The sequence below is a fragment of the Methylobacterium sp. Leaf361 genome (genome assembly GCF_001424445.1).
Classification (GTDB): Bacteria; Pseudomonadota; Alphaproteobacteria; order Rhizobiales; family Beijerinckiaceae; genus Methylobacterium.
Genome location: NZ_LMPY01000056.1, coordinates 231,344 through 244,182, shown reverse-complemented (window position 1 = coordinate 244,182; position 12,839 = coordinate 231,344). Strand labels below are relative to the sequence as shown.

6 protein-coding genes are annotated in these 12,839 nt (G+C 74.5%); 3 read left to right on the top strand and 3 right to left on the bottom strand.

What is annotated here, in order from left to right; translation table 11 throughout:
• The first annotated feature begins 251 nt into the window (after positions 1 to 251).
• Positions 252 to 2,096 carry a cation:proton antiporter gene (locus ASG32_RS27910; RefSeq protein WP_042671514.1) on the top strand — a complete coding sequence of 615 codons (1,845 nt, stop codon included), beginning with the start codon at positions 252 to 254 and terminating at the stop codon, positions 2,094 to 2,096.
• A gap of 75 nt (positions 2,097 to 2,171) precedes the next feature.
• Here the strand turns inward: ASG32_RS27910 and ASG32_RS27905 are convergent, their stop codons facing one another.
• Positions 2,172 to 2,579, bottom strand: a complete 408-nt coding sequence (locus ASG32_RS27905; RefSeq protein ID WP_020092348.1) for a hypothetical protein — start codon at positions 2,577 to 2,579, stop codon at positions 2,172 to 2,174.
• Between the two features lie 335 nt (positions 2,580 to 2,914).
• Between ASG32_RS27905 and ASG32_RS27900 the strand changes: the two genes are divergently transcribed.
• Entirely contained in the window at positions 2,915 to 4,090 is a 1,176-nt protein-coding gene (locus ASG32_RS27900; protein ID WP_056532710.1) for a VWA domain-containing protein, read from the top strand.
• Between the two features lie 169 nt (positions 4,091 to 4,259).
• On the opposite strand, the gene ASG32_RS27895 is transcribed toward ASG32_RS27900, so the two are convergent.
• Both ASG32_RS27895 and ASG32_RS27890 read right to left on the bottom strand, forming a co-directional pair.
• Positions 4,260 to 4,580, bottom strand: a complete 321-nt coding sequence (locus tag ASG32_RS27895; protein WP_020092346.1) for a 2Fe-2S iron-sulfur cluster-binding protein — start codon at positions 4,578 to 4,580, stop codon at positions 4,260 to 4,262.
• 133 nt (positions 4,581 to 4,713) lie between these two features.
• Positions 4,714 to 5,034, bottom strand: coding sequence for an Hpt domain-containing protein (locus ASG32_RS27890; protein ID WP_056532707.1), 321 nt, complete (start codon positions 5,032 to 5,034; stop codon positions 4,714 to 4,716).
• Between the two features lie 288 nt (positions 5,035 to 5,322).
• On the opposite strand from ASG32_RS27890, the gene ASG32_RS27885 reads away from it, so the two are divergent.
• Complete coding sequence (locus ASG32_RS27885) at positions 5,323 to 12,726, top strand: hypothetical protein (protein WP_056532704.1); 7,404 nt, start codon at positions 5,323 to 5,325, stop codon at positions 12,724 to 12,726.
• Positions 12,727 to 12,839 lie beyond the last annotated feature (113 nt).

The following is a 12,839-nucleotide window of genomic DNA, read 5'->3' as shown; positions in this document are numbered from 1 at the left end:
TGCGCGCATTGTGCCGATTTTGGGCCGCGTTGCACGCCTTCACCGCATGCCTCCTTTGGATGCCGTCCGCATCCCGCGTGCCGGTGACCGAAATGTCTCACCCGCGCCTGTATCCGGCTTGTGTCGGAACGCACGTCCGCGGGACCGGTCGCGGGCCGAATCCGGTTGCTCCGAGGGCGGCGGCGACCCATGATCGCGCGGCCGTGAGCGGCGCTCCCCACCCCCGAGAGACGAGGTTCGATCCGCCGCCGATGCCAGAGGTCCACGCCGGCTCCTACAAGGAAGCGATCCTGTTTCTCGTCACAGCGGGCATCGTGGTGCCGCTGTTCCACCGCCTGCGGATCTCGCCGGTGCTCGGCTTCATCGGCGCCGGGGCCCTGCTCGGACCCTTCGGCCTCGGCCGGCTGGCCGACACCTATCCCTCCGTGCACCTCTTCACCATCGGCAACCGGGCCGAGATCTCGCACCTCGCCGAGTTCGGCGTGATCTTCCTGATGTTCATGATCGGGATCGAGCTGTCGTGGGAGCGCCTGCGGGTGCTGCGCCGGCTGGTCTTCGGCCTCGGCTCCCTGCAGGTGGGCTGCTCCGCGCTGATCCTCGGGGCGATCCTCTACGGGCTCAACGTGCCGATCACCGGCGCGGTGATCGTCGGCATCGGCCTCGCGCTGTCGTCGACCGCGGTGGTCCTGCCGGTCCTCGCCGAGCAGAAGCGGCTGAACGCGCCGACCGGGCGCACGAGCTTCGCGGTGCTGCTGTTCCAGGACCTGGCGGTGGCCCCGGCCCTGTTCGCGATCGCGGTGCTCGGCCGCGACGACGGCGGTGACAAGGGCTGGGCCCTCGCCCTGGCGCTGGGCCAGGCGGCGATCGCGCTGGCCCTGATCGTGGTGGCGGGCCGCCTCGCCCTGCGCCCGCTGTTCCAGCTCGTGGCGCGCACGCGCTCCACCGAGCTGTTCATGGCCGCCTGCCTGCTGGTCATCGTCGGCACGGCGCTGACCGCGGCGGCGAGCGGCCTGTCGATGACGCTCGGCGCCTTCGTGGCCGGCCTGCTGCTGGCCGAGACCGAGTACCGCCGGGCCATCGAGGCGACGATCGACCCGTTCAAGGGCCTGCTGCTCGGCGTGTTCTTCGTCTCGGTGGGCATGAACCTCGACCCGGCGCAGCTGATGGCGACGCCGGGGGCGATCATCGGCCTGTCGCTGGCGCTGGTCCTGATCAAGGCCGCCGTGGTGATGATGGCGGCCCCCGTGCTGAAGATCCCCCGGCCGGTGGCGCTGGAGACGGCGCTCCTCCTCGGCCCGGGCGGCGAGTTCGCCTACGTGCTGATCGGCGGCGCCATGGCCACCGGCCTGGTGCCGGAGGAGGTCGGCGCGGCGGCCCTCGTGGTGACCACGGTCACGATGATCATGATCCCGGCGCTCGCCGCCGTCGGCCGCCGGCTCAAGCTGCGGGCGACGGCCAGTGCCCAGGCCACCGCCAAGGCGGAGCCGGTGCCGGAGCGCGTGGGGAACCGGGTGATCGTCGCGGGGTTCGGCCGCGTCGGCCGGCAGGTCGGCGAGATGCTGGAGCGGCACAAGATCCCGTACATCGCCCTCGATTCCGACGCCGCGCGGGTGGCCGAGCAGCGCCGCGCCGGGGCGCCGGTCTATTTCGGCGACAGCGGCAACACCGAGATGCTGCGCCGCTGCGACATCGCCACGGCCCGGGCGCTGGTCGTCACCCTCGACAATCCCCGCGCCGTCGAGGCGGCGGTGGCGGCGGCCCGCGCCGAGCGGCCGGACCTGACCATCGTGGCCCGGGCCCGCGACGCCCGCCACGCCTCCTCGCTCTACGAGCTCGGCGTCGACGACGCGGTGCCGGAGACGATCGAGGCCTCGCTGCAGCTGTCGGAGGCCGTTCTGGTCGATGTCGGCGTGCCGATGGGGCTGGTGATCGCGTCGATCCATGAGCGGCGGGACGAGTACCGCGCCCTGCTGAAGAAGCGCGAGGGCGAGTCGAAGCCGATCTTCCGGGCCCGCCGGACCGTCGGGAAGGCGCTCGGCAAGGCCCCGGTCAAGCGGGAGCCCGAGCGCCAGGAGGCGGCCGGCCAGGAGGCCTGAGGGGGAGGCCTGAGGGGGCGGCCTGAGGGGGCGGCCTGAGGCGGGAGATCCGAGCGGAGGTCCCGGGGGCCGCGCTCAGATCAGGACCGGGTGCGCGTCCTCGTGCTTGGCCCGCCGCGCCGCGCGGCTGCGCGGCGCCGGCTCGAACCCGTCGGCGAAGCTGCACCGGTAGACCAGCTCGTCCGCCGGCCCGAGGCCGGTGACCAGGGGCACCGTCACGGTGTCGCCGGAGAAGCGCCAGCCGCGGGCGCCCTTGTCCCAGTAGAGCCAGACCGTCCCGGGATAGCCCCGCAGGGTGAAGACCGCGGCCTTGCGCGACAGGGCCTGCACCGCCCGCGGGGCGTACATGCCCTTGTCGCGGTAGGCGTCCCGGGTCGCCTCCGGCTGGCGGTCCATGAAGGTGTTGCGCACCAGCTGAATCGTCGCCCCCGGCTTCCCGAGAAACCGCTTGAATTCCGTCAGATTCCGCAGGATGACCGCCATCGCAGGTCTCCTCGCTAGCTCCGTGTCGGCCGCGCTGCCGCGTCCGCACACACTCGATGTCCCGAGTTGAGCGATTCCCATGACCGATTGAGTGACTGGGCGAGGCTTGTCCGGTCACATATCAACAGATTCGACGACTTATGCCCAGGTTATGAGTCCCATCGGGTCGGAGAGACTCGTTTGGGCGCCGGAATCGGCGCTGCCGACGGGGCTGAATCTTGTCGACCATCGGCGAAGACTCGGAAGTCCTTCGGAAAAGTCCTGCCACGCTCGGCGGCGCGCCGACCGATTCGCGCGGGCTTGACCCGGACGCCCGGCTGGCGCGTTCTCCCGGCATGCTGCTGCAGTTCTTCACGGCCCTCCGGGACGCCAAGGTCCCCGTCTCCCTGAAGGAGTACCTGACCCTGCTCGGCGCCCTGGACCGGGGCCTCGCGGAGCATGACGTCGAGGCGTTCTACTTCCTGTCACGCACCGCGCTGGTGAAGGACGAGGCGCATCTCGACCGGTTCGACCGGGTGTTCGGCACGGTGTTCAAGGGGCTGGAGACCCTGGGCGCGGCGGTCGAGCCCGCCGCGATCCCGGAGGAATGGCTCAGGAAGCTCGCCGAGAAGTACCTGACCGAGGCCGAGAAGGCGGAGCTGAAGGCGCTCGGCTGGGACAAGCTGTTCGAGACCCTGAAGCAGCGCCTCGCCGAGCAGAAGGGGCGCCACCAGGGCGGCTCGAAATGGATCGGGACCGGCGGCACCTCGCCCTTCGGCGCCTACGGCTACAATCCCGAGGGGATCCGCATCGGCCAGGACGGCAACCGCAACTTCCGGGCGGTGAAGGTCTGGGACAAGCGCGAGTTCAAGGACCTCGACGACGACCGGGAGATCGGCGCGCGCAACATGCGCCTGGCGCTGCGGCGCCTGCGCCGCTTCGCCCGGACCGGCGCGGCGGAGGAGCTCGACCTCGACGGCACGATCCGCGCGAGCGCCCGCCAGGGCTACATCGACGTGAAGCTGCGGCCGGAGCGGCGCAACGCCGTGAAGGTGCTGCTGTTCCTGGACGTCGGCGGCTCTATGGACTGGCACATCGAGCAGGCGGAGGCGCTGTTCTCGGCGGCGCGCTCGGAGTTCAAGCACCTCGCGCACTACTACTTCCACAACTGCCCCTACGAGGCGGTCTGGACCGAGAACCGGCGGCGGCACGAGGCGAAGACGCCGCTCCTCGACGTGATCCGCACCTACGGCAGCGACTACCGGCTCGTCTTCGTGGGCGACGCCTCGATGAGCCCCTACGAGATCGCGACGCCCGGCGGCTCCGTGGAGCACTGGAACGAGGAGGCGGGTGCCACCTGGATGCAGCGGCTCCTCGACCATTTCCCGAAGGCGGCGTGGCTGAACCCGGTGCCCGAGACGCACTGGGGCTACACCCAGTCGATCGGCATGATGCAGCGGCTTGTCGCCGGTCGGATGTTCCCCCTCACCCTGGAGGGGCTCGACGCGGCGGCGCGGGCGCTGGTGCGATGACAGGTGCCTTTACGGCCTCAAAGCGCGATGCGACCGGAGGCGATGCCGTCCTCGCGAGCGCAGCGAAGCGATCCAGCAGCGCCGCATACGCGGATGTCGCGCCACCTTGGGTCGCTTCGCTGCGCTCGCGAGGACGGGCGGGGATCGCGCGACCGAGACGGTTTCCGTCTCAGCCCTGCTGGGACGGCGTCGTCACCACGAGGCCGTCCATCGCCGGCGTGATCTTGATCTGGCAGGAGAGGCGGGAATTCTCGCGGACGTCGCTGGCGAAATCCAGCATGTCCTGCTCCATGTCCTGCGCCTTGCCGACCGTGTCGATCCAGGCGTCGGCCACGTAGACGTGGCAGGTGGCGCAGGCGCAGGCGCCCCCGCACTCCGCGTCGATGCCCGGGACGTTGTTGCGCATAGCCGTCTCCATCACGGTCGCGCCGACGCTGCCTTCGACGGTCCGTTCCGTCCCGGCGTGGTCGACGTAGGTGATCTTGGGCATGCTGGGGGCTCCGGGCTCGCGTCGAGCGCAATCTGTCCGACGGGCGGCGTGCCTGCTTGGCGGCTGGAAACGCGGAATGCAAGCGCGGCATTAGACACCGGTCCCGGATCGATCGCCGCATTGGGCGACACCGTCAGGCGCGCGCCTCCGCGATCTCCGCCAGCGCCCGCGCGACCGCGGCCGCGAGGTCGTCGACCGGCACCGCCCCGGCGCCGGCGCGCAGGCGCGTCTCCGCGGCGTCCGCGAGCGCCCGCACGTGGATCGCCCCGACGCCCGCGGCCGAGCCCTTCAGGGTGTGGGCGAGGTCGGCGCGCTGCGCCCGCGGCAGGGCCGGGTCGGCGAGGCGCGGCAGGATCGAGCGGCACTGGCCGGCGAACAGATCCAGGACCTCACGGGCCAGGTCGGCGTCGCCGCCGGTCTGGGCCTCGAGTTCCGCGGGGTCGATGGCCTGCATGTTCGGGCTCCCGGCATCCGGATTCGTCGGGGATTGCGGATCTGATCCACACAATTCACCCCCTGATTCGTCGGGTGGGGATCGCGCCCGACCCCTCCCCTGCGGCAGGATGGTGGAGGCGGCGAGCGACGGGCCCGGTAACCATTCGGTTAACCTTTTCTGGGGCCGGTCGAGGGCTCGGGTATCGGCAGTCGCTGCCCGAGTTTAGTCTTGTAATGGTAAACGGGGCGTTGCGTCTCCGGCTCAAGCCTCTCCAGGCGCCGGTGAACCCGTGTAACGAGGCGTTGTATGGCGACCGAGAAGAAGCTGAAGGACCCGGCCGAGGCCGCGCTCTCTGCGATCGAGCAGGCGCTGAACCTCGACGCCCTGACGCCGAACGGCACCGACGGTCGCGCCGAGCCGCGCCTGCCCGATGTCGGTGACGCCGACCCGCTGCGCGACGGCGGTCTCGACGCCGGCCGGACCATGCCGCCGCGCCTCGACCTCGACCCGCCGCTCGCCTCCGACCTGCCGCCGCCGGGCCTGGACCGCCCCCGCCGCGAGGGCGGCCTCCTGCCCCCCGACCGCTCGCTCGTGGCCAACGACGACCGGCGCAACATCGGCATCCTGCAGCAGACCCTGCGGGTGCGCTCCTCGCCCAAGCCCTACCTGCTCGCCCTCGCGGCCGGCGCGGTCTGGATCGGCGCCCTGGTGCTGATCGCGTGGTCGAAGTCCGACGGCGATCTGCGCGCCGTCCTGTCGGGCCTCTCGGCCCTCCAGGCGAGCGTCGGCGCCGCGGCCCTGTTCGGCCCGGTGGTGCTGTTCGTGATCGCCGCCATGCTGGCGGTGCGCGCCCAGGAGATGCGCCTCGTCGCCCGCGCGGTCGGCGAGGTCGCGGTGCGCCTGGCCGAGCCCGAGAGCTTCTCCACCGACGCGGTCCTGACCATGTCGCAGACCGTGCGCCGCGAGGTGGCGGCGGTGGGCGACGGCGTCGAGCGGGCGCTCGCCCGGGCCGGCGAGCTGGAGACCCTGGTGCGCGGCGAGATCGCCACCCTGGAGCGGGCCTATTCCGACAACGAGATCCGGATCCGCTCCCTCGTGGACGAGCTGGTGGCCCAGCGCGAGGCGATCGTCACCAACGCCGAGCGGGTGCGCAGCGCCATCACCGGGTCGCACCAGAGCCTGAGCCAGGACCTGGAGGGTGCCTCCGACCGGATCGTCTCCGCGGTGACCGGCGCGGGCGAGCGCGTGACCGGCGCGCTGGAGACCCGCGGCGCCGCGATCACCGCCTCCCTGGGCGAGGCCGGCGACCGGGTGGTCAACCTGATGACCGCCCGCGGCAGCGACCTGATCGACACGCTGGCGGCCACCAGCCAGGAGGTGCGCGGCAGCTTCCAGGAGGTCGGCGAGACCCTGACCCGCAGCTTCGAGGACCGCGCCGGCACGGCGACCGGCGCCTTCCAGACCGCCGGCACCGCCCTGGCCCAGCGCCTGTCGGAGAATGCCGGCGCCCTCACCCGGACCCTGGAGGAGACCGGCAGCCGCGTGAGCGACGCGCTGGAGCGCCAGGCCGGCACGGTGCGCGAGACCTTCGAGCGCTCCGTGACGGGGCTCGAATCCGCCTTCCTGTCGCGCGGCTCGGAGCTGACCGAGCGCTTCGGCGCGATGGGCGCCGAGATCACCGCCCGCTTCGCCGAGACCGGCTCGGCCCTGACCCAGGACATCGCCGGCCGCGGCCTCGCGCTGCGCGCCGAGATCGAGAGCGCCGGCCTGTCGGTCGCCGAGACGATCGAGGGCCGCGGGCGCGACGCCCAGGCCGCCCTGGCGCTCGCCGCCAGCGGCGCCGGCGAGACCCTGGCGGCCCGCGCGGGCGCCGTGCGCGACGACCTCGTCGGCACCGCCGAGCGGATCGCCGAGGCCCTGTCGGAGCGCGGCGGCGCCCTCGCCGAGCGGATGGACGGCATCGCGGCGCGCCTCGACGAGACCGTGACGGTCCGGGCCGCGGACCTGGAGCACCGGGTCGCGGCGGCGGCCGAGCAGGCCGGCGGCAGCATCGCGCACCGGACCGAGACGGTCGCGGCCAACCTCGAGGCCGCCTTCGCGGCCCTGGGCCGGGGCTTCGAGACGGGGGCCTCCTCCGCGGTCCAGTCGCTGCGGGGCACCGTCGAGGGCCTGTCGGGCGAGATCGACGGCCGCACCGCCGAGGCGGTCGCGGCGCTCCGGCGCGGGGCCGAGGCGGCCACCGATGCCCTGCGCGGCACGGCCGAGGACGCCACCGGCGCGGTCGAGGCGCGGACCCTCGAGGCCGTGCGGGTGTTCGAGCGCCGGGTCGCGGATTCCGCCGCCGCCCTGTCGGCGCGGACCGAGGAGGCGGCCGCCGCACTGCGGGCCGCCGCCGATCAGGCGAGCCAGGCCGCCGAGACGCAGACGCGGGACGCCGCCGCCCGGCTCGCCGCGGCGCTGGACACCCTGCGCAACGCCTCCGGCGAGGTCACCGGCGCGGTCGAGGCCGAAACCGCGATCCTCACCGCCCGGTTCCGCGACGCCGCCGACCGGGCCGGCACCGAGCTCGGCGCCCGCGGCACGGACGCCGTCGCGGCGGTCCGCGCCGCCCTGGACGATCTCAACCGCGAGCTCGCCGCCCGGACCGGCGACGCCACCGGCAGCCTCGCCGAGGCCGCCCGCGCGATCTCGGCCGACCTCGCCGCCCGGATCGGCGAGATGGAGGCGGCCTTCGGCGAGCACGGCCGGAGCGTCGCCGAGCTGCTCGCCGGCCACGCCGACGAGACCCAGGCCCGGATCAGCGGCACCGGCCGCGACATCGTGCTCGCCGTGGCGAGCCAGGGCGCCCGCATCGCCGACACCCTCAGCCAGACCGGCGCGAGCTTCGCCGAGACCGCCGACGGCCGGGTCCGGGCGATCGACGAGACGCTGGGCAACCGCCTCGCCGCCCTGCAGGAGACCATCGCCCGCGGCGACATCCTGGCCGACCGGATCAACCGCGACACCGCCGCGCTGGGCGAGACCGTCGGCGCCCGGCTGGAGGAGATGGACCGCCTCCTCACCGGCAAGGGCGAGGCCGTCGCCGAGACGATCGCCACCCGAGCCCGCGAGGCCGGCAGCCTGATCGAGACCCATCTCGGCGGCCTGGAGACGCGCTCGGCCGAGCGGGCCGCCGCCATCGCGGCCGCCGTGGCGGCGCTGGTCGGCCAGATCGACGACCGTCTCGGCAGCCGCGCGAACGCCGTGGACGACGCGCTGCGCGCCCGGACCGACGAGATGGCCCGCGTCATGGCCGAGGGCCATCGCGGCCTGATGGAGATGCTGGAGGGCCGCACCTCCGGGCTCGGCCAGGACATCGCCCGCCACACGGGCGAGATCGCCCGGCGGATCGAGGAGAGCGCCGGCCATTTCGACACCGGCGTCATCGGCCGCCTGCAGGCGATCGCCGAGACCCTGGACCAGCGCGCCCGCCTCGTGGACGAGAGCTTCGGCGTCCAGGCCTTCGAGGCGATCCGCCTGATCGAGGCGCGCACCCGGGCGGTGGACGAGGAGCTGGCCGGCCGGACCCGCGACCTCGTGGCGATGATCGCCGACCGGACCGGCGGCCTCGACGGCGCCATGGCCGAGCGCGTCCGCGCCCTCACCGGCACCATCGAGGAGGCCACCCGCGGCCTCGAGGCCGCGCTGGCGAACCGCGCGGATTCGATGATCCGCCTGGTGGACGAGCGCACCGAGAACGCCGACGCGGCGCTGGCGGCCCGCACCGAGGCCGTGCACGCGGCCTTCGCGGAGCGCGCCGACCTCATCGGCCGCCTGATCGACGAGCGCATCGCCGCCATGTCGGGCGAGCTCGACGAGAAGGGCCGCGCCGTGTTCGGGGCGATCGGCGGCCGGATCACCGAGCTCGCCCGCCTGCTCGACCGCGGCGGCACCTCGCTGGCCGAGCTCATCGACCAGCGCGGCGAGAGCGTGCTCGCCAAGCTCCAGCAGACCATCGCGGACGCCGAGCGGATGCTCGATGCCGGCGAGGGCCGCCTGGGCCACACCCTGTCGAGCCGCACGGCCGACATCAGCGGCCTCCTCGACGAGGGCGTCCGCTCGGTCCACACCCTGCTGGACGATCGCACCAACCAGATCCGCGTCCTGCTGGACGACCATGCCGGCACCCTGGCCGCCACCCTGGACGGCCGGATGGGCCCGATCCATGAGGCGCTGGACGGCCGCGGGCAGGCGATGGTCGCCGCCCTGGAGGGCGCGTTCGGCTCCGCCACCGGCGCCCTCGACGACCGGACCCGCCAGCTCGGCAGCCTGTTCGACGAGCGGCTCGGCCACCTGGAGAGCCTGGTCGACGGCCGCGGCACCCGCCTCGCCGACACCCTCACCGCCCGGGCCCAGGCCCTGCGCACCCTGTTCGAGGAGGCCCAGTCGGCCCTCGACGGCGTGGTCGAGGGCGGCGGTGGCCGCTTCGCCGCCGCGGTCGATGCCCGCATCCAGTCCCTCCGCGCGGTGCTGGAGGAGGCGCCGGCCGCCGTCTCGGCGCTGGTGGAGACCCGCGAGCGCCAGCTCGCCGCCACCCTCGACGCCCGCACGCAGCGCCTGCAGACCCTGTTCGAGGAGGCCCAGGCCGGCCTGCGCGACCTCGTGGACGGGCGCGGCCAGGAAGTGGCCGATGCCATCGCGGCCCGGACCGAGGGCCTGCGCACGACCCTCGACGCGGCGCCCGCCCAGATGGCGGACCTGCTGGACAACCGGCTGTCCGATCTCCAGGGCCTGTTCGAGCGGGCGCAGGGCGAGATCGACCGCCTCGTGGACACCCGCGGCCGACAGATCGCCGGGACGATCGAGCACCGCACCCAGGCGCTCCAGGCGACCATCGAGGGCGTGAACCCGGCGATCGCCGGCCTGCTCGAGGAGCGCGAGAACCGCCTCGCCGAGACCCTCAAGGAGCGGACGGGCGAGCTGCAGACCCTGTTCGACCGGGTGCAGAACCGCCTCGGCGCCCTGGTCGAGGGCACCGGCCGCGACGTGTCCGAGCGGGTCGACGCGCGCGTCGAGACCCTGCGGGCGACCTTCGAGCAGGCGCGCGCCGCGATCGAGGGCCTGCTGGAGGACCGCGGCCAAGCCTTGGTGGCGGCCGCCGAGGGCCGGACCGGCGCCCTGGTGGAGGTGTTCGACGCCCGCCTGCGCGCCCTCGACGGTGCCGTCGAGGGCCGGACCGGCGCCCTGGTCGAGACCTTCGACGCCCGCCTGCGCGCCCTGGACGGCGCCGTCGAGGGCCGCACCGGCGCCCTCGTGGAGACCTTCGATGCCCGGCTGCGGGAGCTGGACGGCGTGGTCGAGGGCCGCACCGCGGCCCTGGCGCAGGCCGTCGAGGCGCAGAGCGAGGCCCTGGCCCGCGGCGTCGATGCCCGCGCCGACGCCTTCACGCAGCGCATCGACAGCCGCATGCGGCTGTTCGCGACCCTGGTGGCGCAGCGCGCCGACACCCTGGCCACCGCCTTCGACGACCGCCACGAGGCCTTCGCGGGCCTCATGGACGAGCGCACGGCGTCCCTGGTCGCCGCCCTCGACGAGCGGGCCCGCGCCCATGCCGAGCAGGTCGAGGCTCACAACGCGGCCCTGGCCGAGACGCTCAGCCGCCGCGAGGCCGCGCTCGCCGGCCTGATCGACGCCCGCACCGAGGCCCTCGGGGCCGGGTTCGAGCGCCGCGCCACGGCGCTCGGTGCCCTGGTCGACGCCCGCGGCGAGGCCCTGTCCCGCCGCCTCGCCGAGAGCGCCGAGACCCTGGTGCGCGCCATCGAGGAGCGCGGCGGCGCGCTGCTCGCCAGCGTCGAGGGCAGCGGCCGCGCCGTCGGCGACAGCCTGGAGGGCCATGTCGAGCGCCTGCGCGGCGCCATCGACGGGCCGATGATGGACCTGTCGCGGGCCCTGTCGGACCGGGCCGAGGCGATCGAGCGGACGCTCGCCGAGACCGGAATGCCGCTCGCCGAGAGCCTGCGGGAGCGGACCGAGGAGCTGGCCGTGCAGTCGCGGGCCTCGGCCGAGCTGCTGCGCGCCGCCGTCGAGGACGGCGCGGGCCGCACCCTCTCGGAGCTGTTCGAGACCAACGACCGGATGGGCCGCGAGCTCGGCGCGCTGCTCCAGCGGATCGAGGCCGCCAACACGGCGCTGACCGACCTCGTGGCCGGCGCCGACACCAACCTCGGCGCGATCGAGCAGGGTCTCGCCGGCCGGATCGAGCAGGTCCAGGGGGCGCTGGAGCGCATCGCCGCCGAGACCGGCCGGGCCAGCGCCGGCGTCTCGGCCCAGGTCGAGGCCCTGCGCGGCGCCGCCGACGGGGCGCTCAGCGAGGCCTCGCGCCTCGCCGAGACCCTCGACGGTCGCGGCCGCTCCCTCGGCGAGCAGACCGCCGCGCACGTGGCGGCCCTCGACCGGGCCGCGGCCTCCCTGGCGGCCATCGAGGAGCGCCTGGACTCGGCCCTGTCGGGCCGCGAGACCAAGCTGACCGAGGCGCTGGCCGCGTTCGAGGCCCGGGCCGCCGCCCTGGAGCAGAACGGCACCGCCCTGGCCCAGACCATCGAGCAGACCCTGCGCGCCGCCGAGGAGCGCGCCCGCAGCGTCGGCGAGTCCCTGGCCCAGTCGGCCCAGGGCGCCGGGGCCTCGGTGACGAGCGCCTTCGCCGACCTGAAGGACAGCGCCAGCGCCGAGGGCGAGAAGGCCGCCCAGGGCGTCCGGCAGGTCATCGAGGAGGCGGCCCGCGAGATGCGCAGCGGCTTCCAGGAGGCCCAGGCCAGCTTCGGCGACTCCTTCTCGGCCCTGCGCGAGATGGCGGGCTCGATCCGCGGCGAACTCGACGCGACCCGCGCCGAGCTCGCCAAGGGCGTCCTCGAGCTGCCGCGCGAGACGCAGGACGCCACCGGCGAGATGCGCCGGGTGGTGGCGGACCAGATCAAGGCCCTCAACGAGCTGTCGTCCCTGGTCTCCCGCTCCGGCCGCTCGGTCGACGTCGCCCAGCCGCAGGCGCAGCCCCAGCGTCGGGTCGCGGAGAGCGGCGGCCGCGCCGTCGCGGCGGCGGCGCCCGCCGCGGCCCCGGTCGCACCGGCGATGCCGACGGCGGCCCCCGCGGCTCCGGCCCTGCCGGCGCCCGCGGCGACGCCGCGGCCCGCCACGGCCAAGATCGAGGCGCCGCGCCCGTCCGCGACCGCCCGCCCGGCGCAGGCCGGCGACAAGCGCGGCTGGCTGTCCGACCTGCTGACCCGCGCCTCGCTGGACGACGACGAGGAGCCGGCGGCCGACGCGCCGGCTGCCGCCCCGGCGCCCGCGCCGGCGGCCCGCCGCCCCGCGGTGGCGGCCGCCGAGACCGGGCGGATCGCCCTCGACACGATCTCGACCGACATCGCCAAGATGATCGAGCACCGGACCGCGGTCGACCTGTGGGAGCGGTACCGCCGGGGCGAGCCGAACCTGTTCGACCCGCGGATCTACACGCCGCAGGGCCGGGCCACCTTCGCGGAGATCCAGCGCCGCTACAGGACCGATGCGGAGTTCCGCCGCAGCGTCGACCGCTACGTCAGCGAGTTCGAGCGCCTGCTCGGCGACGTGGTCAAGAACGACAGCGACGCCAAGCGCACCGACGCCTACCTGACCTCGGAGACCGGCAAGGTCTACACCATGCTGGCCCATGCCAGCGGGCGCTTCGACGGGGCGTAGGACCGATTCCGCCGGGGCCGCTCGCGGCGCCGGCGGGGGCCTGACCGGGGGCGACGAGACCCGTCGCGCCCTCTCCCACATCCTGAGTCAAAGCGCGCGGGACCGGGCGGCGC